This window comes from Phytoactinopolyspora endophytica (assembly GCF_004138495.1).
GTDB lineage: Bacteria > Actinomycetota > Actinomycetes > Jiangellales > Jiangellaceae > Phytoactinopolyspora > Phytoactinopolyspora endophytica.
Genome location: NZ_ML142853.1, coordinates 176,967 through 199,222, shown reverse-complemented (window position 1 = coordinate 199,222; position 22,256 = coordinate 176,967). Strand labels below are relative to the sequence as shown.

Below are 22,256 nucleotides of genomic sequence, written 5' to 3'. Positions count from 1 at the left end.
CCTCTCGGGCCGGGCCGCGCTCGCACACCCTTCCCGCGTACATCACCACGAGGTCGTCGGCGACGTGCGCCATCACCCGAAGGTCGTGGCTGACCAGGAGCATCGCGGTATTCTCCTGCTCGCGCAGGTTGCGCAGCATGTCGAGGATGCGAGCTTGCACGGTGACGTCCAGCGCCGTCGTGGGCTCGTCGGCGAGGATGAGCTGGGGCTTGCCCGCCAGGGCCAGCGCGGTCATGGCGCGCTGACGCATCCCGCCAGAGAACTGATGCGGGTAGTTGGTGGCTCGCTGCGCAGGGTCCGGAATGCCGACCCGCCCGAGCAGATCGGAGGCTGTCGCGGTGAGCTCACTGCGGGGCCGGCCGTCGCGACGGGGGATCTCGGTGACCTGTCGGCCGACCGTCTGACTCGGGTTCAGGCTGGCCAGGGGGTCCTGGAAGATCATCGCGATCTCGCGTCCGCGGACCCGGCGACGACGACGTGGGCTGGCGGCCAGCAGATCCTCCGAGCGCCACCACAGCTCACCCCGGGTGAGTGCACCCTGCGGCAGCAGACCGATGACGGCCATCGCCGTCATGGTCTTGCCGCTGCCGGACTCGCCGATCAAGCCGGTGGTCCGGCCCGCATGGACGGTGAACGACACCTGGTCGATGATCCGTACCGGCCCCGACGACCCCGGAAGGACGACATCGAGGTCCCGGACGTCCAGCAGCGGCGCGTTCGTGCCGTCGGGTCGCGCTCCGCTCGTGCTCGCCGGTCGCGCGTCGTTCGAGCTCGTCGTGTCGCCGCTCATGCTTGTTGGTCGCGCTCCACTTCTCGCTTGCTCCGCGGGCGGCTCCGCTCGTTCCTCGCTGCGCCGACCGCTTCGCTCGCTCGTCGTGTCGCCGCTCATGTCCGCCTCCCTCCGTAGCGTGCGGTGAGCTGGTCGCCGACGAGGCCCACGCAGATCACCAGGACGGCGAGGGCGATGCCGGGGAACGCGGAGATCCACCAGGCGATCTCCAGGTACTCCTTACCTCCGGCGACGGTCTGGCCCCACGACACCGACGTCGACGGGAGGCCGATGCCAAGGAAGCTCAGCCCTGCCTCGGCCAGCACCACAAGCGCGAACTCCAGCGTCGCCATCGCCACCACGGGACCGGCGACGAACGGCAGCACGTGCCGCCCGAGGATGGACCGGCGCGGCACGGCCATGACACGGGCGGCGTTGACCCAGTCACGTTCGCGAAGCGACATGGCGGCGCCGCGCACCACTCGGGCGAATCCGATCCAGCCGACGGCGGACAGGGCGATGACGACGATCAGGATGCCCGGCCGGAACAGCCCGGCGATGACGATGGCGAGCAGAATTCCGGGGAACGCCACCAGGATGTCGATGACCCGGGCGATCGACGCGTCCGCCCAGCCGCCGACGTAACCGGCGATGAGGCCGACGATCACGCCGAAGGCTCCGGCGACGGCGACGGTCAGCACCGCGATCACCATCGAGGTGCGGGTTCCCATGATGATCTGGGCAAGGATGTCGCGGCCGACGCCGTCGGTGCCGAGCCAGGCGGTGCTGCCGTCGGACGTCGTCGAGCCGGGAGACAGCAGGCGATCCAAGACGGATGTGGCCAGCGGATCGTAGTCGACGAGCAACGGCCCGACGGCGGCGACGATCACGTAGACGGCGATGATCGCGTGCGGGATGTATCGCAGTGCTCGCCGGATCGGGTGCGCGCGGCGTGGTCCATGGAAGGCAGCCGGCTGGGGCTGCGGCGCGCCGGCGGCGTGTTCGGCGAGGGCGGTGTCGGTCATCCTGTCGCCTCCACTCGGATACGCGGGTCCAGCCGTGCGTAGGTGAGATCCGCGAGCAGGTTGAGCACCACGACGACGGCGGCGATGAGCAGGGCCGCGGCCTGCACGACGGAGTAGTCGCGGGCCGATACGGAGTCGACGATCAGCGAGCCGAGCCCGGGCCAGGCGAAGACGTTCTCGACGACGACGGAGCCGCCGAGCAGCACGCCGGTCTGCAGGCCGATGATCGTGACGACGGGGATCAGCGAGTTCTTCAACGCGTGGCCGACCAGCACCTGCGGCTCGGTGAGCCCTTTGGAGCGTGCTGTCTGTACGTAGGCCTCCTGCATCGACTCGGCGAGGCTGCTGCGAGTGAGCCGGGCGACGATCGCGATCTGTGGCAGCGCCAGCGTCACGGCGGGCAGCACGAGATGGGACAGGGAGCCGGAGCCGGCGCTAGGCAGCACCCGCAGGTTCAGCGCGAAGAACAGGATCAGCATGATGCCGACCCAGAACGTCGGGAAGGACTGCAGGCTGATGGCAACGGCGGACATGGCGCGGTCGACCGGCCCGTTCGGCCGTCCGCCGGCGATACAGCCGAGGATGAGCCCGAAGACGACGGCGATCGCCATGGCGGCGAGGGCGAGCTGCAGCGTTGACGGGAACCGGTCGAGGACCGCGTCCATGGCCGGCTGGCCGAGCCGGTACGAGTCGCCGAAGTCGAGCGCGAGCACTCGTCCGATGTAACTGAGGTACTGCAGTGGAAGCGGGTCGTCGAGGCCGAGCCGTTCGCGGGCGGCCTCGACCTCGGCCGCGGTGGCGTCGGGACCGAGGGCGACGGTGGCCTGGTCGCCGGGTGCGAGGCGCACGATGACGAAGATCAGCGTGACGCATCCCCACATGACGAAGACGCCGAGCCCGAGGCGCCGCACGATCATCTGTAGTGTCCCCATGATCATCAACCCCTGGACCGATCATCGGGCGTCTGACCGTTGATGATCATGGGAGCAGGGGCGGTGGTGATGGTCTCCCCGGCGACGTGGTCGGCGGGGACGAACTGCTGACGGGCCTCATCGGCCGGGTCGTCCAGCAGGTCGAGGAGCAACCGGACGGCCTGGCGACCCATGTGCGTGCGGGGGAGCGTGAACCGGGTCCAGTCGCGGGTGGTGTCGCTCAGCGGAGGGTCACCGAGGACGGCGACGGAGAGGTCGTCGGGGATGCTGAGACCGGCGCGGGCGACGGCGTCCTCGACGGCGACGATGGCGGAGTCGTCCTCGGTCGGCTCGACCAGGACCGCCGTGACGCCGTCGTCGATCCAGCTCTGGACGGCGCCGGGTGACAGGTCCGTGGGCGTGCGCAGCGGGCGGATCAGCGACTCGTCGACCGGTAGGCCGACGTCGGCGAGCCCTTGGCGGTAGCCGGCCTCACGGTCTCGAGTCGGCTCTTCGCCGTCGGTCACCTGGAGATACAGCATGGTGCGGTGCCCGAGCCCGGCAAGCGTGGTCACGATCTCCTTCGTCGCGGCCGTGTAGTCGACGGCGACGAAGGACAGCTCGGCGCCGGGTACCTCGCGGCGCCCGATGAAGACGAACGGGAAGTCCTCCTGCACGAGGTGGGCGAGGTCGTCGCGGTGCAGGTGGCGGCCGAGCAGTACACATCCGTCGGCGACCTTCAGCCGGTTGGCGCCGCGAGCGTAGATCCGGCGGTCGCCGCCCGAGCCTGCGGAACTGAAAAGCAGCAGGTCGTAGCCCTGCTGAGCGGTCTCTTCCTCGACACCGAGAAGGAACGGGTAGTAGAAGTCGCGCTGGTCGACGGGGAAGACCGGTTCGAACGTGTAGAGGCCGAGCAGATGGTTGCGCCCGCCCTTGAGGCTGCGTGCGGCGGCGTTGGCGGAGTATCCGAGCTCGTCGGCGGCGGCGAGCACGGCCTGCCGGGTGGATTCCGCGACCTGGTCGCTGGCCGGTCCACCGCTGATGACCAGCGAAACCGTGGCCTGGGACACGCCCGCATGACGAGCGATGTCGACCTGCGTAGGCCGGCGACGTCGTCCAGGAGGTGCCATCTAATGAAATCCTTAATACGTATGAAGTACCGGGTGGCGACAACGTTAACGACACGTTTCGCTCCCCGTCAAGACCCCAACCGCCGATGTCGTCGTCGAGCCTGCGACACACGCTGATTCCGTCAGATCCCCGGGAGCGGGTTGGCCGGCCGCAGCTGGCGAAGGTGTATTAGCAGGTCATGGCCGTTGGCGAGGGTGTATGGACGGTAGGGATCTCCGGGAGGGCCGATGTCGCGGGTCGGGCGCCGCTCACGGAGCCACTCGTGCGCCGGTTGCGGAGTAGCGCGCATGTCGAGGAGGTAGTAAGCGTGCGGGAGCCGGTTCAGCGTGTGCTCGCTGCTGCCTTCGCGCGGAGGATCGAACCGGCGAACCTCCCAGTCGCCGTCTTCGCCGTCAGGCGTCGTGGCCGCCCCTGCGCCCAAGGTGGTTCCGATGCTCAGGTAATCGGCACCGAGGAGGTCGCGTATGTACGTGCCCTGGATGACCGGGTAATTCTCCGGGTCGTACGTCTGGTAAGCGGTGTGCCCGTTGTGCGCGGACAGAAGGATCTTGTGACCGGTGTGATGGTGCCACCAGATGGTGTTGCGCGCCATGAGTTCGTCGCGGTAGCGCATGGCGTCCGGGATCTCCGTCGGGTCTTCGAGGTCGAAGGCGAGGAGCGTGGCGGTCTGGGCGATGACGCGCGCGTGCTGGGCGGTCCAGTCATGCGTGGCGCGGTCCGCTCCCGGAGGCTGCGCGGCGAGCAGCCGTTCGGCGCGGCGGGCAAGCGCGGCGATGCGTCGGCGCCGAGGCTGCGGCAAGGCGCTGAACTCGTCCGTCGTGGCGTGCGCTTTGAGGTCGCGATAGAGCTCCACGAATCGGTGTCGCAGCGCAGGGTAGTGCTCGGCGACGTAGTTGATCACGTCATCGAACAGGGTGCCGGGGATATACGGATGGGCCAGATCGTTCCCCATGAACTGAACCTGGGTCTCCGGGTGACGTCGATTGTGGTCGCGCATCCACTCGATCAGATCGAGATACTCGCGGACGCCCCACGGCCAGGCGCCGCCACCGAACTCCTCAGCCATGATGCCGCGGGGATCGCCCGTGCCGTGACGGACGTAGTCGCTGAGCCGGAGGCCGGACGTCCAGCTGGTCTCGAGGGCGAATGTCGTGAAGCCCTTCTCCAGGACGAGATACCGGAAGACTCGGTGCTTGAGGGTGAAGAGCTCGCGCGCTCCGTGGGCCACCTCGCCCAGGGCCACGACCGGGGTGTTGCCGATCGCGGCGCCCAGCGGATGCAGGTCACGGAGGTTGCCGCGTGGGCTGGTGGTCCGCAGGGGATGGCTGGCACGAGTGAGAGCGTCGATGAGCGTCGGGGTCTGGTTGGCCGATGCGGGAGTTGCCGTGGTGGACAGGGCCAAACCAGCGCCCGACAACGCGACAAGCAGAGATCGGCGGGATAGAGGTGGCATCGAAACCGTCCTGGTCGTGTCTGGAATGGACGCTGAACGGTTCTTAGCCTCTGCGAATCACGTGGCCGTGGCGATCCTGCAGGCCACCGTTTCCGGGGTAGGGGTAAACCTACGTCAAGGCGGGACCGCCGGCCCAGAACTCGGGAGTGCCTCAGCCCGAGCGCGATGATTTCTGCAGCGGTCTCTGGTCAACACATCAGAACAGATCCATCCGAGCCCGGGAGGAAACCGTGACCGAGAAGACCGCCAGCGCCCTACCCCCAGTCGTCGACCGGCAGACCTGGCAGGCCGCGCTCGACGATCTGCGTATCCGGGAGAAGGCCGCCACCCGTGAACTCGACGCCATCGCTGCACAACGGCGCAGACTGCCGATGGTCGAGCTCCCCGACTACACGCTGATCGGTCCGGACGGCCCGATCCGACTGGTCGACGTCTTTGACGGGCGCTCTCAACTCATCGTCTACAACCACATGTGGTCCGACGGCGCGGAGTGGCAGTGCGGCGGCTGCACAGGGTTCACGTCGCAGTACGTCCGGCTGGACTTCCTGGACAACTACGATGCCCGCTTCGTCATCGTCACCAACGGGCGCATCGAAGAAGCGCTGGCCTACAAGGCCAAAGTCGGCAACAAAATGGACTGGTACTCGTCGTCGGAAAGCTCGTTCGGCGCCGACGTAGGAGCGCCACCCGGCGCGGGCTTCGCGGTGAACGTGTTCCTCCGCGACGGCGACAAGGTCTACCGCACCTGGCACACCGACGGCCGCGGTACCGAACAGCTCAGCTATACCTTCGCGTTGATCGACATCCTGCCGTGGGGCCGCCAGGAGGAATGGCAGGATTCACCCGACGGTTGGCCGAAGTCGCCCACCTACTCCAACTGGCTCGACTCTCCCGATGTCGCCCGGCTCTACGGCCCGAACGGAGACGCCGTGTCGAGGCCGCAAGATCCGCCGGCCTCTGGCGATGTGAAGTGAAGTCGTGAGTGAAGTGAAGGCAACGGAGCCTTCGCGCCATGGTCACCTGCCGATCAACGGTCTGAGCCTCTATCACGAGGTGTATGGCGAGCTCGGCACGTCGAGAACGGCTCCGTTGCTGCTCATACCTGGCGGGTTCATGGCCACCGGCTCGATGAAGTCGTGGGTGTCCGCCTTCGCGGGTAAGCGCGCCGTGATCATCTTCGATCAGCAAGGGCACGGCCGTACCCCGGATACGTCGCGCAAGATGTCTTACGAGCAGTTCGCCGACGATGCCGCCGCGTTGTTGCGCGCGTTGAAGGTCGAGCGTGCGGATGTGATGGGCTTTTCGCAAGGCGGCGGGGTCGCGCTGCAGGTCGCGCTCCGTCACCCGAAGCTGGTCAACAAGCTGGTCTCGCTGTCCGCCACCTACCGCAAGGACGGCTGGTACTCGTCGGTGTTCGAGGCCATCGAGGGTCTGAGCGCCACAGCGTTTGCCGGTACGCCCGTCGAGAAGGCGTTCAAGGAGCACACGCCGGAGGCCGCGGCGTTCGACGCCTACGTCGAAAAGATGAAAGTCCTAGGCATCGATGACCAGAACATCAGCGACGCTCAGATGCGTTCGATTTCTGCGGCGACGATGGTCATCGCCGGTGATGCGGATGCCGTGAAGCCGGAGCATGCGCTGGAGATGTTCAAGCTGCGCGGTGGCGGCGATGAGGAAGCGGCAGCGTCGGGGGCGCTGCAGAAGGTTCCGGCCGCTCGCTTGGTGATTCTGGCGGCGACGTCACATATTGGCATCCTGGGGGAGTCAGCGGTACTGGTGCCGATGGTGAGTGCGTTTCTCGATGACGTGCCGCCGGCGACGCCGGATCTCTTTTAGGCCTCACCCGCACACCGGGAGCGAGATCGTCGACCTACCAGGGGGACGAGTCAGGCCCCATGCCTCAAGTCCTCATGTGCCGCTACTCGCGTGGTCCAGTGGCCGTGCGCGCGCGTTCATGGACACTCCCGAATGGGGCGACAGGTCCGCTGCGGCCGCCAACGAAGTGTTAGGCATCCCGGTATCGGTCCCGTCTCTCGGGTAGTGGCTGGAATCCGGCTGACTTGTAGGTGGGTACGGCGCCCACTTGGGAGTTCGGGGTGATGACGGTCGCGCTCGATGAGCCCAGCTCCTGGAGGGCGGCAGCCGCAGCGACGGTGATCGCCCTGCCGTAGCCGTGACCGCGATGGTCGGCGTGCACACCCATCGGCTCGATCAACCCGGGCTTCCCCGGACCGGCCGACCACGCGGTCACCACGGCCACCGCGTTGTCCTGGTCGTCGTAGGCGACCAGGGATCGGGCGTCGGTGTACGGCAATCCGGCCGCCATCGAGCGCCAGCGCTCGTCCGTGAACTTCCCGTTGAACGCTGACCGATGGATGGCGGCAAACTCGTGCGCCAGCTCCGGCCCGATCACCTCGATCCGGACACCCGGATCCTGCACTGGCTCGGTGAGGTCGCGGCTCAGCGGCGTCCACGGTTCGTCGATTTTCCAGCCGTCCTCGGACAGCAGATCGTGAACCAGCGCGCCCGTCGGCGCTTCGACAGCCACCTTCCCCTCGGGAAGTACGCCGCGTTCCGGCTCGGTCACGTCCGCAACCAGCTGCCGCGCCAGCTCCTCGTCCCGCTGAGCCTCCGGCGTGGTCGTCAGCCGCAATAGGTTCGGACCGTCCAGCAGCCCGACGGCCTGAATCCGTCCGTCCCGGCTCCACGTCCGGACCGCCGCGGCCGTCGTGGCCGCACCTGACTGCCAGAAAAAGCCCACGTCCCCCGGATGCAGCTGCATCGGCGCCCCCTCGTACTGCCACTCCCGCAGCGCGCCCACTACTTCGTCCAGCCCGTCGACTCCCGGCTTGCCCAACACAATCGCCATGCCCCGATCAAACACCACTGCGCCCTCCGTTCGCGCCTGGTTTTTTGGGTGTGGGTCCGTCCGATCGACCGTCGCACGACATTGAGCCGACACTACGCAAACCAGGACGTGAAGCGTCCGGTTTGCGGTCTACAGTCGGGGCATGCCCGACCGGCGAGGTTCGCTTGGGTCCCGTCGGCGCATGACTGGATACTTTCGCGGTGTCTGAACGTTCGCGTTTGACGATGAGGAGTTATTGAGATGGCCGAAGTCGTGTTGTTCCATCACGTGCAGGGTCTCACCGACGGGATCCGTGCGTTCGCCGACGAACTGCGGGCGGGAGGGCACACCGTGCACACGCCAGACCTGTTCGACGGCGAGAAACCGGCGTCGATCGACGAGGGCGCGGCCTACGCCGAAGGGCTAGGGGGTCAGATCCGGAAGCGTGCCGATCGGTTCGTGGCCGACCTGCCCGAAGAGCTGGTGTATGCCGGCTTCTCCCTCGGTGTCGTGACGGCGCAGCGGCTGGCCCAGACACGTCCCGGCGCGCGCGGCGCACTGCTCTACGAGTCCTGCATTCCCATCACCGGCGAGTGGGCGTTCGGCCCGTGGCCCGACGGCCTGCCGGTGCAGATCCACGGCATGGATCAGGACCCCTTCTTTGCGCTGGAGGGTGATATCGACGCCGCCCGCGAGCTGGTCGACACGGTCGGATCGGAGCTGGCGACCTTGTTCGTCTACCCGGGTGATCAGCATCTGTTCGCCGACAGTTCGCTGCCGTCGTACGACGCCGAGGCGGCCACGCTGGTTCTGCAGCGCTCGCGAGAGTTCCTCGATCGGTTGGACTGACTCGACGGGGAGAAGAACAGGCACCGCGAGGGAAGGATGAGGGCGTTTGCTTCCGGAATGAATTCGATTGCCCGGGTCGTGCGGAGGTCCGTACGTTGTCGGTGTGACCACACAGGTGCCCTACCGCCCGGTCCCGGTGGATCAGTCGGACGTTCGCTACGCCCACGGCCCCGACTCAGTTGTGCAGTCTGGCGTGCCTGCCGGCGAGACCATCGAGTTCGACTGGAGAGACAGCACCACCTACCCAGGCACGTCGCGGAGGTTCTGGGTTCATGTACCTGCGATGTACGATCCCTCGGAGCCGGCCGCGCTCATGGTGTTCCAGGACGGCCAGTGGTACCTCGACCCCGAGGGAGAAGTACGCGGTGGAATCGTCCTGGACAATCTCATCCACGGCGGTGACATCCCGGTCGTGATCGGCGTTTTCGTCGATCCCGGTGTCTTCGAGGATGTCGCGGATGCCCACGACCGGAAGAACCGCAACGTTGAGTACGACGCGGCCGCGCTAGCAGAAGCGGGTTATGACTTCCGTCTCGTCCTCGGCGATGGTGGCCACAGCCCGAACCACGGTGGTGTTCTGCTGCCCGACGCCCTGCGCTGGCTGTGGCGGTAGGCACTGCTGTGGCTGCCGCCCCGGTCAATGACACGCTGGACCATGGCCAAAGTTGCCTGATCATCACCGGAGCACCCGGTGCGGGCAAGTCGACCGTGTCTCTGATGGTTTCCCAAGCACTCGTGCGCTCAGCCCTGCTCAACGGCGACCAGCTGAACGAGATGATCGTCAGGGGCCGCGTGTGGGCGCTGGGAGAACCTGCGGACGAGGCAGCTCGTCAGGTCCGGCTGTGCAACCAGAATCTCTGTGCGCTCGCAACGAACTTCGCCGACTCCGGCTTCACGCCCGTCATCGACTGGATCATCCCGGATCGCCAACAGCTTGACTTCTACCTGCACACCCTCAGCCCTCGGCGCGTCCTAGTCGTCGTGCTCGCACCCAGCATCGACGTATGTCGACGACGCAACGCAACACGAGACGCAGACGAACAGTTCGCCTTCGATGGGTACGAGGACTTGAGATCGTCCATGCACGACGGCTTCGGAACCGCCGGGTGGTGGTTCGACACCTCGGATCTCACGCCCGAAGAGACCGCGATACAGATCGTCGCGGAGGCTCCCAAACGCGCTGCCAGGGCCCTCTAGCGAGCTTAAGAGCGGCCCGGCGGGCTGGGGCGCGCCTGCCTGTCCAGCCTTCGTAGGTCGGTCCGTTCGGCGCTTCCGGACCGTCAATCTTGATCAAGCTGGTCCTCAAGTTCTCGCAGCTCGTCGTAGGCTCTCCGTTGCCGAGCCAGACGCTCTCGCTTCACGGCCAAGGCGTCCGCGGCCTTCAATCGATTGAGCCCGAACTGTCCGCGCCTGTACGTGACGGAGTATCGCCAGCCCGAGTCAATCCACGCAGAGACAGAAGGGGTGTCCCGCCGGGTCGAGGAACACTCGGAAGGTCGTACCGGGCTGGTGGTCGTGCTTGGTCGCGCCGAGGGCGAGCACCGCGGCCTCACCGGCGTCCAGGTCGTCGACGATCACGTCGAGGTGCACCTGCTGGGGCACCTCCTGGTTCGGCCATTCGGGCGGGGTGTAGGCACCCACCTGCTGGAAGGAGATGCACTGACCGTGCTCCGAGCGGATGTCGGCCCAGTCTGAGGAGATGTCGACCTTCCAATCCAGCATCGCTCCGTAGAACGTCGCGAGAACGCCTGGATCTGGGCAGTCGATGACGAAGCTTGGGAATCGTGCGATAGCCATGCCGGGCATGGTATGCGCCATTGCGGACGATCTACGTCCGGATAGGACCATGACTGGTGCGTCGTGGCCTGGCTGAACGCCAGCTCCTGCCGGTGGTCAGGGTGTGGTCGGTGTGGGTGCGCCGGGACCGTGGGCGGGTTGGAATAGTTCGATCATGTTGCCGGCGGGGTCGGAGAGCAGGATCTGGCGCCCGCCGGGACCGGCGACCACATCGCTGCGGAAGGACAGGCCGGCGTCGCGGAGCCGGGCTGTCTCGGCATCCAGGTCATCGACCACGAGGTGGATACGGTTGCGGCCGGCGGCGGAGGCGTCGTCGGGGGTAGCGCGGGCGCCGGAGCTCGCGGGGCCGGACAACAGGAGCCGAAGCGGGCCGCGTATCACGTCGGCGAAGGCTGGCGCCGCGCTGGTGTTCACGGTGAAGCCAAGGTGAGTGGTGTAGAAGTCGATCGCCGCCTGCACGTCGTCGACGATGTAACGGACGCTTGCGTACTGGTCGGGTGCGGTCATGGCTGAGCCTCCTCAATGATTGGTCGAGGTAAGGATGGGCAGCAGGTGCCGGATGCGGGTGTCGATGTCCCCCGCGGTGTGTTGGAAGGCGGAGTAGCTGCCCTGGTCGGTGTCGCTCGCCGTCGCCGGGTCGGGAATGCTCCAGTGAACCCGCCGCGGTTGGTGAGGGAACTCTGGGCAGGCTTCGCGGGCCTTGTCGCACAGTGTGATCACATGGTCGAACCGGCGGCCGGCAAGGGTGTCGAGGTGCCGTGGCTGCTGGCCGGCGATGTCGATGCCGAACTGGTCGCCCAGGATCCGCACGGTGTTCGGGTGCATGTGCGGCTTGGGCCGGCTGCCGGCGCTTGTCACGGTCACGTGGTCGGCGGTGTGGTGGCGCAGCAGCGCTTCAGCTATTGGTGATCGGGCGCTGTTGCCGGTGCACACGAACAGCACGGCGATGCGTCGTGTGTGTTGTTGGCCGCCCGGGGCGATTGGTGCTGCGGCGTCCGCCCGCAGTACCGGGTGGAGCGCGGCTCCGGTCTCGGCCAGTGCATCCGCGCAGCGGTCCAGATCCAAGTGGTAGTAGCTGTCGCGGCCGTCGAAACTGCTGCGTGTCGCGGTCACCAGCCCTCCACCACGCAACAGCCGCAGGTGATAGGAGACCAGATTCTGCGGCTCGCCGACCCGCGTCACCAGCTCGCGCACTCGGTAGTCGCTGTCGGCGAGCGTTGTCAGCAGCTTCCAGCGCAGAGGATGGGCGACCAGCCGGACGAACGCCGGTGGTGCGGCGACGTGACCCGATAGCACCATGGGCTCGAGAATACATCAAACGAGGTTGATGGACCAGAAGTCACGCATGTAGATCGTGGCTTCCCAATCACGGCTCGGCGTCGCGCACGATCCCAGAGTTTCCGGACGCAGAACGTCCGCAATGAGGTCTACGGTGGCGCCATGCCTGATTTCTTCCGTGCTGATCTCAGCGGCTCCCGGTTCGAGCGCGTGGACTTGAGCGGCGCGCGGCTCCGCACCGTGGACCTGGCCGGCGCTGAGTTCCGCGCCGTCAACCTGAGCAGCGTCGTGATGCGCGACGTCGAGCTATGCGACGTCAAGATCGACGGCGGGATCCGGAACCTCACCATCAATGGCGTGGACATCGGACCCCTGGTCGAAGCCGAGCTCAACCGACGCTATCCGGACCGGGCCAAGATGCGCCCATCAGATCCGGCCGGCTTCCGCGCCGCGTGGGACGTCGTCGAGCGGCTGTGGGGCGAGACCGTCGAACGAGCCCGCCGCCTTGACCCTGAGCTACTGCACGAGTCGGTCGACGACGAGTGGTCGTTCATCGAGACGCTGCGGCACCTGGTGTTCGCCACCGATTCCTGGATCAACCGGGGGATCCTCGGCGATCCGTCCCCGTGGGACCCTCTGGACCTGCCCTGGGACGAGATGCCCGACACACCGGGCGTGCCTCGCGATCGCGACGTACGACCCTCGCTCGACGCGGTGCTCGAGCTGCGCCGTGACCGGATGTCCACCGTGCGCCGGTTCCTGGACACTCTGACCGACGAGTCGCTGGATGGTCACACCGAACCGGTCGAGGGACCCGGCTGGCCAGAGTCCCGCAGCTACCCGGTGCGTGAGTGCCTGCTGACCGTCCTCAACGAAGAATGGGAGCACCGCCTGTACGCCGAACGAGACCTGGCGGCGCTGGAGGCGCGCCGCTCGTAGCATCGCACTCGCGAACTGCAGCGAGCGTCACGAGTAGTGCAGCTGTTCCTCCCAGTCGGCCGGGCGACCTTCGCGCGTCAAGTCGAACATGTTCCAGAGCGGCTCGAGGGTTCCGGTGTGGCGGGGATCCTGACCGGGATCAGCCGGAGCATAGAGGAGTTCCGAGCCCCAGACGTGGCGGATCGTCTCGCCGTCACGATGGAACACGTTGAGCATCGGCATCTGGGACCCGTCTGCGGTCTCGCTGTGATAGTCACGCTTGTAGGTGTTGGTTGCCGACGACAACAGCCGAAGCCGTCGCCAGCCACGCTCCTCCGCGAAGGTGAGGATGTGCGACAGCGGCGCTTTGCCCACGGCGGCGAAGTTGACGCGCTGCGTGACATGCTCCGCGGCGCCGTCGAGCTGATCGAGCAGTGCGGTGCACGATGGGCACGGCCCTTCGGCGAGCGGCAGAAGCGCCGTCTGGCCGGTCGCGGGGCCTGGTCGTTCGTCGCCGGCGTGACGGGGGAACATGAAGCTGTAGATCACGAGTGAGTCCTTGCCGGGCGCGAACAGCTCAGAGAGGCGCACATCTGTTGGCGCGCCGTTCGCCCCGACACCCTGGAAGGCATAGTCCTCGGGGACGATCCCGCCGGGTGGCAGCTCACGCCTGGCGGCGGCCACCGCCTCCATGGCGCGACGCAGCTCGATCTCCTGCTGAAGTAGCCGGTCACGAGCCGCCCTGTACTCCGGTGACTCTCCTGGGAACGAAATGTTCATACGTCCTCCTTTTCTCATTGGGATAGACCAGAGGAAAGCCCGAGACTCATCGCTGCCACCGCAATTCCGGCGGCTGTCTGTCCAATCAACGCGCAGGCAGTTGTGTCCATGTGTATCTGCGGGTGCGAGAAGCTGGGCCGTCAGACGTTGACGGACAGGCGGACTGTCACTATGTCGCCCACCTCGAGCTCTTCGGCCTTGCGCACCTGCGTCTTCACCGGCACGACGTATCGTCCGTCTTTCGGGAACAGCGACGTCGTCCAGTCGGTGTCGCCGATCCGCGCCGCGACCGGAATCATGCCCCAGCCGTAACTCACGAGTGGGGAAGTCGCTTCCAGCTCATCGCACTCCGCTTCGGGGACGGTGACGAAATGCCACGGCGCCGGGCCTTTCCAGAACCACAGCTCACCGCTGAACTCCAGGTTCATTCGATCACCAGCCAGTTCCCGCTGACGCGTGCACACCCGTCCGGGCGACCGGCACTCGGCGCCCGTGTGTGGCATCCGCTCGTGGCGGCGATGGTATCCACACGGCTAGCTGCCGTCACTGCGGCGGGTCCTCCCCGACCAGACCGTCGACGGCCTCGCGGAACAGGTCGGCATGGCCGGTGTGGCGGATGTAGTGCTCGATCTGGTCGACCAGGACGCGGCGGAGGTTGGGGGACTCGCCAGAGAGCGTGGTGAACTTCGACGGCTGGTCGAGACCCCCGTCGGCGAGCGCCTGCGCCCACGCGGCCCGCGACCGCTCCACGGTGCTGCGCCAAAGGGCGTAGAGCTCCTCGGGTGAGTCGTCGGCCGCCGTACGCCATTCCCAGTCGGGATCGACCTCGAAGTCGGCCTGGTTCCACGGCGGCCCGACCGACTCACCGGTGAGATGGGCGGCGACGGCCCTGTCCTCGCACAGCGCGACGTGCTTGAGCAGGCCGCCCAAGGTCATGGCCGACGGCGGGTGTGGCCTGCTGATGCCGGCCGCGTCCAGGCCGCCGCATTTCCAAGCGAACTGCGCACGGGCACGCTCCAGCGCGAACATCAGCATCTCGGCCTCGTCGGCCGTCATCGATGGTTCATGGATCGTGGTGTCCACAACGTTGTCCTCGGTCATTCTCCACACGCTAAACGCTGTTCCGGACGCTCTGCTTCCGGTTTGATGGGATGCTGTGACGCCCGGCTTGGACCGACCGCGCAGACGCCCGACGTCCAGCGTTCCGGGAAACGCACTCAGGGCACCGATGGCCGCGCCATGCGCAGGCGGGCCAGCTGTGCCGAAAGCCGCGTGAACCTGCGCTCCCGACGGCGCAGGCTCCGTTCGGCACGTGCCTGACGGGCGGTGACCGTTCGGAGGAGCGTGCGCCGGGCTTCCTGCTCGCGCAGGCGGTGTTCGTGACGCATGAGGTCTTCATGGTGGAAGAACATGGCTAACCGTGTGCCTCCGTCGCTGCTCTGTCCTTGGTCATGCACACAGGTTAAGCTCTATTCCGGACGTTCTACTTCCGGAATGATGGAGGGATGTTGTGGAGCCCGACGCGAGCCCGACGGCACGGGCGTTGCTGACCCTGGAACTCATCCAGGCCAGTCCGGGCATCACCGCGGATCAGCTCGGCGACAAGCTCGGCATCTCCGATCGCGCCGCGCGGCGCTATGTCGGCATCCTGCGCGAGGCCGACATCCCGATCGAGTCCGTTCGTGGGCGCTACGGCGGTTACCGCCTGGGGCGCGGCCTGCGGCTTCCGCCCCTGATGTTCACCGGCGCCGAGGCTCTCGGCCTGGTGATGGCCGTGCTCGACGGCCACCACAACGCCAGCGACCCGACCGACCTGGTCGGCGGCGCCCTGGGCAAGATCGTGCGGGCACTCCCGGAGTCCGTGACCGCCCAGGCCGAGGCGGTTCGTCGTACGACGGCGCCTGCTCCTGACCGTGCCGCAGCCCGGCCCGACCCGGAGACCACGACCGCGCTCGTGCAGGCCCGCTCGGAACAACGACGGGTGCGACTCGACTACCGGACTGAGGCCGGATCGGAGCGGGTCTTCGAGATCGACCCGTGGGCGGTCATCGTGCGCCACGGCCGGTGGTACCTGCTGTGCTGGTCACACACTGCGAACGCCCAGCGGGCCTACCGCATCGACCGGGTCCGGGGAGTGGACGTGCTCGACGCCACGTTCACCCCACCCACCGATCTTGATCCGGCCGCCGAACTCGAGGCGCACCTCGCCGTCGGCTGGGAGTATGACGTCGAGGTCGTCGTCGACGCACCCGTCGACGACGTGAAACGTTGCGTTCCCCGCACCCTCGGACTGGTCGAGCCGGTCGACGCCGAGACCAGCCGCCTAGTCGGCAGCACCAGCAACCCCAAGTGGTGCGCCGCACAGCTTGCAGCGATCCCGGCGTCATACCGGATCGTGAAGTGCCCCGAACTCCGAGAGGCCACCCGTCACCTCGGACAGCGACTGCTGGCGGCAAGTGACGGTCCAGGTCCCTGACCTCGTCCACACGTTCGCCCGAGCTCCCAGAGCTCAGGTCGTGCGCTCGGTGATGAAGACGAACTCGCGACCTGGGCGATCAGGGGCGTCTCGCACATCACGTACCCGATAGCCATGGGCGATCAGGCTCGATTCCACCTCACCGCGGCTTCGGAACCGGAGGGTTGAGTCGGAGGTGAAGGTGGCGTCGTCGGCCAGGAACCGATACGTGTAGCGGAACGACACACGCGGAAGGCTGACGTCGGTGACCTCGCGGTGCTGCTCCACCGGTCCGATTCCCGGGACTTCGCGGATGACGTGAGCAGAGTCGGCAGCCCACTCCTCCCAGGCCCGTCGTTCGGGGTGCCTGGTCTCGAACACGAAGTAGCCATGTGGACGAAGTGCGGCGTGGACGCCCTGCAGAGTCTGCGCCCAGTCCTCGTCGGTGAGGAAGACCTGTGCCACGTTGCCTGTCATCACCGCAAGATCGGCATCGAGGGCGGACAGTGTCGTGGCATCGCCATGAACCCAGGTGATCCTGGCGTCGCGATCCTTCGACCTCGCGACGTTGAGTGAGGCCTCGGCCGGATCGACACCGACAACCGTACGGCCGCCGGCGGCGAGCAGGACCGCCAGCGATCCCGTCCCGCAACCGACGTCGAGGACATGCTGTGCGCCCAGCTCGTCGGCGATGTCGAAGTAGGCGGTGAGGTCGTCTCGTTGTCCGTCGAATGCGTCGTATATGGACGCGAGGCGGGGGTGCGCAAAGATCGCATCAGGCATCCGCTGACAGTATCGACGTTCCAGGAACCCCGGCCATGCATTTTCTGCGGCCCGTTGCTGCCACCCGCGGAGGCCACTTTCGTGGAGCTGGCACTGTCGCGACCCGTGCTCACCGACGACCATAGGTGCCATGACCACCTTCGAGCCCAGCGCCATGACCACCCTGATCGACAGCCCGGTCCGCTACGACCTGGCGGAGAGCACCTGTCCTCCGCTGAACCTCGGCGACATCGCTGACCCGGCCGAGCTGGCGGATCTGGCCCTCGGCTACGGCACGTCGCGCGGCGACGCCGAGTTGCGTGAGCTGATCGCCGCCGACGCCGGCGTGAACGCCGAACGGGTATTGGTGACGGTCGGAGCGATCGAGGCCATGTTCCTGCTTGCCCAGGCGACGTGCGGCCCGGGTGACCGGGTCCTGCTTGCGACGCCGTGCTTTCCGCCTGCGCGGGGAGTCCCGGAAGGACTCGGCGCCCAGGTGGACGTGGTGCCGCTGTCGTTCGACGACGGTTACCGGCTGCCGCTGGACGCGGTCGCCGACGCGCTCACACCACGGACTCGGCTGGTGTCGCTTGCCTCACCGCAGAACCCTTCCGGCGTCCGATTCACCGACGACGAGTTGCGCGGATTGATCGCGGCGGTGCAGGATCGCGCGCCGGCAGCGGTCGTGCTGGTCGACGAGACCTACCGGGAGTCCACCTACGGAGACGACCCGATACCGCGGTCGACGGCGACGTTGTCGCCCGAGATCGTCACCTGCTCCTCGCTGTCGAAGGCACACGGGGCGCCTGGACTGCGGCTCGGCTGGCTGACCACGAGCGACGACGAGCTGTACGAAAGGCTCCGCGAAGCGAAGTTCCATACGACGATCGCGTGCTCGACGGTCGACGAATTCCTTGCCGCACAAGTGTTGCGCCGACGCGCCGAGGTCCTCGCGCCGCGCGCCAAGCGGCTGGAGCAGGCGCTTGCCGAAACGCTGAACTGGGTGAGCGACCAGCCTGTGGAACTCGTCCGGCCCGACGGGGGAGCGATGTGCTGCCTGCGCCTGCATGCCGACTGGTTCCCTGACGACGACGCGGTCGGTGCGTTCTACACACGCCTCACCGAACGCGACGCGAGGGTGGCGCCGGGATCATGGTTCGGAGAGCACGACCTAGTGTTCCGGCTCGGCTTCGGCCACCTTTCGGCCGATGACTTCAGCGCCGCGCTCGATCGGCTTGCCGACGCCCTCAACGGCCGCACGTGAGGGACAACCGAATTCGGGCGGCGGTAGATCTCCGCCCTTGTTGTTCGGGTCCGCGGCGCTGATCGCGGTGTGGATGTTGCCGAGCGCGTCGAGAGAGCGCTCTGATGCCGGCGTTGCTCATCCTGGGCTGCCGGTGCTGTGGCTATCTCGTGGCGATAGTTTCAGGAGAATGGGCCTGCAGCAGCGGGCGGCGTACCCAGGACCTCACGACGTTGCGTCATTGCGCCCAGATTAACGCGGCCTGTGTCGGCGCTCTCTAGTCGAGCTGCACGCATACCGCTGGTTACTTCGACCCTGAAGGATTCGTACGGCTCCCGGGCACTGCGACGAGCACCATGTGACGAGGTACCGGGTCACCGGTGATCGAAAACTCGGTGTGGGTTACGAGTGCCTTGATGTTCGGTGGCGGCCCCGTGGGGTCGAAGGCCTTATACCGGAGCGCGACGAGGAACCCCATGCGGATGTCGTTGCCCTGGTAGGTGGCTGCCTGCTTGAGGTAGGCGGTCCGGTCATCCATCGGAAGCTGGGTGCTGTCGACCTTCATCTCAATGTGCAGGGCGAACCTGTCGAACTTCAGGCGGATGTCGACGCGGCCTCCGCCGACGTGCGAGACCTCGTACTCCGCACGGCTACCGAGGTTTCCGACGAGGTAGTTGAAGAGATCCTCGTGGATGGCGTCCTCGTTGGCGGCGAGGTCGAACAGGTACTTGTAGTGATTGGACTGGCCACCGGTCCTGCTGACCACGAAGTTGATGATTAGGACCAGGATCTCGTCGACGACCGGGATTACGTCGTCCTTGTAGTCGGGGCTGCTTGCGAGCGAACAGCGGAGGTCGTCGAACAGCTCGGTCTGGACGAGGTTGAAGTGGCGACGCGCGGCGGCGACGTGGTCGAGACGTTCCTCGATCGTGGCAAGCGTCGCCGGCGTGATCTGTTCGATGAGTTCTGCGTCAGGCGAACCAGGCGGGACTAGCGTTGCAATTAGCGGTGGAAGCGGCGCCGATGGGGCGCCGCCGTCGGCTTTTCCCGGCGTCTCGCCACCTTTCGCGGCGCGTCGCGCTGCCTTCAGGATGTTCCGCGCGGCATCCAGCCGGTCGTGCAGGCCTTCGTCGTCAGTCTTGGTCGCAGCGGGTCCAACCTATTACGACTGTTCGGCGTAGGGGATGGCGTCGCGGCGCGCCCAGTCCGCTGACAGGGCGGATGCAGTGGCGAGCAGCTTGGGGAGGTGCTCTCCGAGGAGCACCTCCTTGGATGTCTCGGCGGCGTGGACGGTGACGTTCATGGCGGCCCGCACCTGACCGGATCCGTCGCGCAGGGGTGCGGCGATGGAGCGGATGCCGGAGGCGAGTTGTTCGTCGGTGAGCGACCAACCTTGGGCGCGAACCTCGGAGAGGCTGTCGATGAGCTCGGGCAGGTCGGGCTTCCACCGCGCTTCAATGCCTGAGCGTGAGGGTTCGGCCATGACGCGGGCGACTTCGTCGTCGCTGAGACCCGCAAGGAGCACCTTCCCGAGGGACGTGGGTGCGGCGGGGAACTTGGTGCCGATGCGTACGACGAGGGCGATGAGCTTGGGCACGGCGACTCGGGCCACGTAGACGATGTCGGAGCCGTCGAGCTCGGCGATGGAGCTGGACTCCCCGGTCTGGGCGACGAGTTCCTGTAGGCGGGGTCGTGCGACGTCCCACATGTCGACCTGCTGCACGTACGTCATGCCCAGCTCGAGGATGCGCACGGTCAGCGTGTACCCGCCGCTCACGGAGCGCACGTACCCGAGCGTCTCCAGCGTGTAGAGGATGCGTGAGGCGGTCGGCCGGGGCAGGGACGCCGCCGTGGCGAGTTCGGCGAGCGTCATGGACGGACGTCCGGGCTCGAACGCGCGGATGAGGTCGAGCCCCCGCGCGACGGCCTCGACGAAGTTGGGGTTGGAGTCGCGGCGAGGCATGACGTTCCTTCCGAGAGCCGACAATACGCGTGGTGATACAGACAGTCTGTCCGCTCTACGGACAAAAGTCCAGATCGTGACAACGGACTCTTTCGCGCCCTTGACCTGCGTGGCCGCCGTCCCACATCGTTGTCGAAAACGCAACAGCCGCCGCTCTGCGAACGACTGTCCGAAAAGACAAGGAGTCCTGTCATGGACCAGTATGACGTCGTCGTCATCGGCTTCGGTCCGTGTGGCCAGATGGCGAGCCTGCAGCTCGGCCAGATAGGTCACAGCGTCATCGCGATCGAGCGCCACCCCCAGCTCTACGGCCTCTCGCGTGCCGGGCACGTGGACGACGAGATCATGCGCACCTTCGACCGTGTCGGTGCCGGCGAGGAGTTCCGCGAGGACGCCGTCGCGTGGGAGCTGTACGACATGCGCAACAAGGCGTTCGGTGGCGATCTGCTGATGAGCCTGGACTGGTCGCTCATCGGCCCGCACGGTCACCGCGGGCACTGGATCTTCTACCAGAACAACCTTGAGCTCGCCCTGAACCACCGCATCGAGAAGCTGGACAACGTCGAGGTTCACATGGACCACGAGGTCGTCGACATCGACCAGGACGTCGACGGCGTCGAGGTCCGCTACCGCAACCGCAAGAGCGGCGAGGAGCGCACCGTGCGCGCCCAGTACGCGGTCGCCGCGGACGGCGCGAACAGCTTCGTGCGCAACCAGCTCGGCATCACGGTCACCCCCGGCAACGACGGCCCGCTCCAGCTGGTCATCGACACGGTGCAGAAGCGCGAGCTGTCGTTCGAGTTCGACAACGGCCAGTTCGCCGACCCCGAGCGCCCCGGCTGCCTGTTCCAGCTCGGCAAGACCCACCGTCGCTGGGAGTTCACCCTCCTCCCGGGCGAGACGCCCGAGGACATGACCATCGACAAGGTGTGGGAGCTCCTCGAGCCGTGGGTGACCCCCGAGGACGTCGAGGTGCTGCGGCACCCGGTCTACCAGTTCCGCGAGTCGATGACCGACGAGTGGCGCCGCGGCCGCATCTTCCTCATCGGCGACGCCGCCCACATCCTGTGGCCGTTCGCGGGCGAGGGCATGTGCAACGGCCTGCGTGACGCCTCCGCGCTCACCTGGCGTCTTGACCTGGTCATGCGCGGCCTGGCCAACGCCAGCGTCCTCGACTCCTACGAGGGCGACCGGAAGCCCAACATGCAGGGCTGGACCGACCTGTCACGCGAAATCGGCATCCCCTGCATCATCACCGACCCCGAGGCCGCCGCCCGGCGCGACGGCTTCCTCAAGGCCGTCCAGCAGGACCCGTCCCTCATGCCGCCGCCCACCATCCCGCCCGGCCCGACCGCGTTCTCGCGTGACGCCGACCCGCTCGCCGGCGCCCCCGCGGTGCAGGGGCAGGTCCGCGACGGTGACACGGTCGGTCTGTTCGACGACGTGGTCGGTCGTGGGTTCCAGCTCATCACCGTCGACCCGACGGTGCTGGACGGCCTGACAGAGGAGAACCTCGAGTTCCTCGCCAGCATCGGCACCGTCGTCGCCTCCGTCGGGGACGAGAACGCCACCGTGGTCGACGAGGAAGGCACCTACGCCGGCTGGTTCGTCACCCACGGCCGCGTCGCGGTCCTGGCCCGCCCGGATTTCTGGCTCTACGGGTCCGCCGCCGACGCCGAGGACGTCAACGCCCTTGTCGCCGACCTGCGGACCGCGCTCACCAGCGCCCGCACGGCCGACAGCCAGCCGGCCGTCGTCTGAACCGGCAGCTGCACCGCATCCCACGCAGGACTACTCGAAGGAGACCGACCGTGAGTTCGGCTGAAGTCGCACCCCCTGAGTGGAAGGCGGCCGCAGAAGCCCACAAGCGGGCCATGCCGCTCCAACGCCTGACCGGCAACGGCATGGACTACGCCGACGTCGTCGCCCTCTATGCGGCGGTCGACACCGGCGTGGCGTGGGACGAAGCCGCCGAGCGGCTCGGGCAGGCGAACGTCGAACGCGCCGATCAAGCCGCCACGGCCGGGCACTCGATCAGTGCCCGGTCCTGGTGGCTGGCCGCCTCGTGCTGCTT

At 67.1% G+C, this 22,256-nt stretch carries 24 protein-coding genes and 1 pseudogene; 10 read left to right on the top strand and 15 right to left on the bottom strand.

Features of this window, described 5'->3' with window-relative positions:
* From ELR45_RS11775 to ELR45_RS11755, 5 genes are all read right to left on the bottom strand, one after another.
* The coding region (locus ELR45_RS11775) for an ABC transporter ATP-binding protein (protein ID WP_165367690.1) at positions 1-790 on the bottom strand (790 nt) is incomplete at its 3' end.
* A 95-nt stretch (positions 791-885) separates the two neighbouring features.
* A complete protein-coding gene (locus ELR45_RS11770) occupies positions 886-1,794 on the bottom strand; it encodes an ABC transporter permease (RefSeq protein ID WP_129666180.1) in 909 nt (302 codons plus the stop codon).
* The gene (locus ELR45_RS11765) at positions 1,791-2,726 is read right to left on the bottom strand and encodes an ABC transporter permease (protein WP_165367689.1); all 936 of its coding nucleotides are present in this window, start codon (positions 2,724-2,726) and stop codon (positions 1,791-1,793) included. The genes ELR45_RS11770 and ELR45_RS11765 overlap by 4 nt, the downstream gene beginning before the upstream one ends.
* Positions 2,727-2,731: 5 nt before the next feature.
* Positions 2,732-3,835, bottom strand: a complete 1,104-nt coding sequence (locus tag ELR45_RS11760) for a LacI family DNA-binding transcriptional regulator (protein ID WP_129666176.1) — start codon at positions 3,833-3,835, stop codon at positions 2,732-2,734.
* A 122-nt stretch (positions 3,836-3,957) separates the two neighbouring features.
* Entirely contained in the window at positions 3,958-5,289 is a 1,332-nt protein-coding gene (locus ELR45_RS11755) for an erythromycin esterase family protein (RefSeq protein ID WP_129666174.1), read from the bottom strand.
* A gap of 230 nt (positions 5,290-5,519) precedes the next feature.
* Between ELR45_RS11755 and ELR45_RS11750 the strand changes: the two genes are divergently transcribed.
* Positions 5,520-6,263 carry a DUF899 domain-containing protein gene (locus ELR45_RS11750; RefSeq protein ID WP_129666172.1) on the top strand — a complete coding sequence of 248 codons (744 nt, stop codon included), beginning with the start codon at positions 5,520-5,522 and terminating at the stop codon, positions 6,261-6,263.
* Between the two features lie 4 nt (positions 6,264-6,267).
* A complete protein-coding gene (locus ELR45_RS11745) occupies positions 6,268-7,125 on the top strand; it encodes an alpha/beta fold hydrolase (RefSeq protein WP_338069595.1) in 858 nt (285 codons plus the stop codon).
* A gap of 169 nt (positions 7,126-7,294) precedes the next feature.
* On the opposite strand, the gene ELR45_RS11740 is transcribed toward ELR45_RS11745, so the two are convergent.
* Entirely contained in the window at positions 7,295-8,158 is an 864-nt protein-coding gene (locus tag ELR45_RS11740) for a GNAT family N-acetyltransferase (RefSeq protein ID WP_129666170.1), read from the bottom strand.
* 240 nt (positions 8,159-8,398) lie between these two features.
* Here ELR45_RS11740 and ELR45_RS11735 point away from each other — a divergent pair, with 240 nt between their 5' ends.
* The 3 genes from ELR45_RS11735 to ELR45_RS11725 all read left to right on the top strand — a co-directional run bounded on the left by ELR45_RS11735 (position 8,399) and on the right by ELR45_RS11725 (position 10,183).
* Positions 8,399-8,986, top strand: coding sequence for a dienelactone hydrolase family protein (locus ELR45_RS11735; RefSeq protein ID WP_129666168.1), 588 nt, complete (start codon positions 8,399-8,401; stop codon positions 8,984-8,986).
* A 103-nt stretch (positions 8,987-9,089) separates the two neighbouring features.
* Positions 9,090-9,599, top strand: a complete 510-nt coding sequence (locus tag ELR45_RS11730; protein WP_129666166.1) for an alpha/beta hydrolase — start codon at positions 9,090-9,092, stop codon at positions 9,597-9,599.
* Positions 9,590-10,183 carry an AAA family ATPase gene (locus ELR45_RS11725; RefSeq protein ID WP_205856437.1) on the top strand — a complete coding sequence of 198 codons (594 nt, stop codon included), beginning with the start codon at positions 9,590-9,592 and terminating at the stop codon, positions 10,181-10,183. Before ELR45_RS11730 ends, ELR45_RS11725 begins: the two co-directional genes overlap by 10 nt.
* A gap of 243 nt (positions 10,184-10,426) precedes the next feature.
* Here the strand turns inward: ELR45_RS11725 and ELR45_RS11720 are convergent, their stop codons facing one another.
* The 3 genes from ELR45_RS11720 to ELR45_RS11710 form a co-directional block, all read right to left on the bottom strand.
* Entirely contained in the window at positions 10,427-10,783 is a 357-nt protein-coding gene (locus tag ELR45_RS11720; RefSeq protein WP_129666164.1) for a VOC family protein, read from the bottom strand.
* Positions 10,784-10,879: 96 nt separating this feature from the next.
* Positions 10,880-11,290, bottom strand: coding sequence for a VOC family protein (locus tag ELR45_RS11715; protein WP_129666162.1), 411 nt, complete (start codon positions 11,288-11,290; stop codon positions 10,880-10,882).
* A gap of 12 nt (positions 11,291-11,302) precedes the next feature.
* Positions 11,303-12,082 (bottom strand): arsenate reductase/protein-tyrosine-phosphatase family protein, encoded by a 780-nt coding sequence (locus ELR45_RS11710; protein WP_129666160.1) that lies wholly within the window; start codon positions 12,080-12,082, stop codon positions 11,303-11,305.
* 141 nt (positions 12,083-12,223) lie between these two features.
* On the opposite strand from ELR45_RS11710, the gene ELR45_RS11705 reads away from it, so the two are divergent.
* The gene (locus ELR45_RS11705) at positions 12,224-13,000 is read left to right on the top strand and encodes a DinB family protein (protein ID WP_129666158.1); all 777 of its coding nucleotides are present in this window, start codon (positions 12,224-12,226) and stop codon (positions 12,998-13,000) included.
* A 27-nt stretch (positions 13,001-13,027) separates the two neighbouring features.
* On the opposite strand, the gene ELR45_RS11700 is transcribed toward ELR45_RS11705, so the two are convergent.
* The 3 genes from ELR45_RS11700 to ELR45_RS11690 form a co-directional block, all read right to left on the bottom strand.
* Positions 13,028-13,759: a DUF899 family protein gene (locus tag ELR45_RS11700; RefSeq protein WP_129666156.1), complete on the bottom strand. Its 732-nt coding sequence runs from the start codon at positions 13,757-13,759 to the stop codon at positions 13,028-13,030.
* A gap of 140 nt (positions 13,760-13,899) precedes the next feature.
* A complete protein-coding gene (locus tag ELR45_RS11695) occupies positions 13,900-14,187 on the bottom strand; it encodes a DUF1905 domain-containing protein (protein ID WP_129666154.1) in 288 nt (95 codons plus the stop codon).
* A 115-nt stretch (positions 14,188-14,302) separates the two neighbouring features.
* Positions 14,303-14,860, bottom strand: coding sequence for a mycothiol transferase (locus tag ELR45_RS11690; protein WP_129666152.1), 558 nt, complete (start codon positions 14,858-14,860; stop codon positions 14,303-14,305).
* A 409-nt stretch (positions 14,861-15,269) separates the two neighbouring features.
* Here ELR45_RS11690 and ELR45_RS11685 point away from each other — a divergent pair, with 409 nt between their 5' ends.
* On the top strand, positions 15,270-16,235 hold the full coding sequence (locus ELR45_RS11685; protein ID WP_129666150.1) for a helix-turn-helix transcriptional regulator: 966 nt from the start codon (positions 15,270-15,272) through the stop codon (positions 16,233-16,235).
* Positions 16,236-16,268: 33 nt separating this feature from the next.
* Here the strand turns inward: ELR45_RS11685 and ELR45_RS11680 are convergent, their stop codons facing one another.
* Positions 16,269-16,997 (bottom strand): class I SAM-dependent methyltransferase, encoded by a 729-nt coding sequence (locus tag ELR45_RS11680; RefSeq protein WP_129666148.1) that lies wholly within the window; start codon positions 16,995-16,997, stop codon positions 16,269-16,271.
* Between the two features lie 130 nt (positions 16,998-17,127).
* Between ELR45_RS11680 and ELR45_RS11675 the strand changes: the two genes are divergently transcribed.
* Positions 17,128-18,240 carry a pyridoxal phosphate-dependent aminotransferase gene (locus ELR45_RS11675; protein WP_205856436.1) on the top strand — a complete coding sequence of 371 codons (1,113 nt, stop codon included), beginning with the start codon at positions 17,128-17,130 and terminating at the stop codon, positions 18,238-18,240.
* 283 nt (positions 18,241-18,523) lie between these two features.
* Here ELR45_RS11675 and ELR45_RS11670 read toward each other — a convergent pair whose 3' ends face one another.
* Both ELR45_RS11670 and ELR45_RS11665 read right to left on the bottom strand, forming a co-directional pair.
* Positions 18,524-18,985 carry a class I SAM-dependent methyltransferase gene (locus tag ELR45_RS11670; RefSeq protein WP_129666146.1) on the bottom strand — a complete coding sequence of 154 codons (462 nt, stop codon included), beginning with the start codon at positions 18,983-18,985 and terminating at the stop codon, positions 18,524-18,526.
* A 396-nt stretch (positions 18,986-19,381) separates the two neighbouring features.
* Positions 19,382-20,182, bottom strand: a complete 801-nt coding sequence (locus ELR45_RS11665; protein ID WP_129666144.1) for an IclR family transcriptional regulator domain-containing protein — start codon at positions 20,180-20,182, stop codon at positions 19,382-19,384.
* A gap of 192 nt (positions 20,183-20,374) precedes the next feature.
* On the opposite strand from ELR45_RS11665, the gene ELR45_RS11660 reads away from it, so the two are divergent.
* Positions 20,375-21,943: a bifunctional 3-(3-hydroxy-phenyl)propionate/3-hydroxycinnamic acid hydroxylase gene (locus ELR45_RS11660; RefSeq protein WP_129666142.1), complete on the top strand. Its 1,569-nt coding sequence runs from the start codon at positions 20,375-20,377 to the stop codon at positions 21,941-21,943.
* A gap of 50 nt (positions 21,944-21,993) precedes the next feature.
* Positions 21,994-22,256: pseudogene (locus tag ELR45_RS35020) on the top strand (hypothetical protein); the annotation flags it as partial.

Coding starts and splice junctions, on each gene's coding strand:
- ELR45_RS11770 (WP_129666180.1), bottom strand. CDS start 1,794: ATGACCGACACCGCCCTCGCCGAACACGCCGCCGGCGCGCCGCAGCCC.
- ELR45_RS11765 (WP_165367689.1), bottom strand. CDS start 2,726: ATGGGGACACTACAGATGATCGTGCGGCGCCTCGGGCTCGGCGTCTTC.
- ELR45_RS11760 (WP_129666176.1), bottom strand. CDS start 3,835: ATGGCACCTCCTGGACGACGTCGCCGGCCTACGCAGGTCGACATCGCT.
- ELR45_RS11755 (WP_129666174.1), bottom strand. CDS start 5,289: ATGCCACCTCTATCCCGCCGATCTCTGCTTGTCGCGTTGTCGGGCGCT.
- ELR45_RS11740 (WP_129666170.1), bottom strand. CDS start 8,158: ATGGCGATTGTGTTGGGCAAGCCGGGAGTCGACGGGCTGGACGAAGTA.
- ELR45_RS11735 (WP_129666168.1), top strand. CDS start 8,399: ATGGCCGAAGTCGTGTTGTTCCATCACGTGCAGGGTCTCACCGACGGG.
- ELR45_RS11720 (WP_129666164.1), bottom strand. CDS start 10,783: ATGGCTATCGCACGATTCCCAAGCTTCGTCATCGACTGCCCAGATCCA.
- ELR45_RS11715 (WP_129666162.1), bottom strand. CDS start 11,290: ATGACCGCACCCGACCAGTACGCAAGCGTCCGTTACATCGTCGACGAC.
- ELR45_RS11710 (WP_129666160.1), bottom strand. CDS start 12,082: ATGGTGCTATCGGGTCACGTCGCCGCACCACCGGCGTTCGTCCGGCTG.
- ELR45_RS11705 (WP_129666158.1), top strand. CDS start 12,224: ATGCCTGATTTCTTCCGTGCTGATCTCAGCGGCTCCCGGTTCGAGCGC.
- ELR45_RS11700 (WP_129666156.1), bottom strand. CDS start 13,759: ATGAACATTTCGTTCCCAGGAGAGTCACCGGAGTACAGGGCGGCTCGT.
- ELR45_RS11695 (WP_129666154.1), bottom strand. CDS start 14,187: ATGAACCTGGAGTTCAGCGGTGAGCTGTGGTTCTGGAAAGGCCCGGCG.
- ELR45_RS11690 (WP_129666152.1), bottom strand. CDS start 14,860: ATGACCGAGGACAACGTTGTGGACACCACGATCCATGAACCATCGATG.
- ELR45_RS11680 (WP_129666148.1), bottom strand. CDS start 16,997: ATGCCTGATGCGATCTTTGCGCACCCCCGCCTCGCGTCCATATACGAC.
- ELR45_RS11675 (WP_205856436.1), top strand. CDS start 17,128: ATGACCACCTTCGAGCCCAGCGCCATGACCACCCTGATCGACAGCCCG.
- ELR45_RS11665 (WP_129666144.1), bottom strand. CDS start 20,182: ATGCCTCGCCGCGACTCCAACCCCAACTTCGTCGAGGCCGTCGCGCGG.
- ELR45_RS11660 (WP_129666142.1), top strand. CDS start 20,375: ATGGACCAGTATGACGTCGTCGTCATCGGCTTCGGTCCGTGTGGCCAG.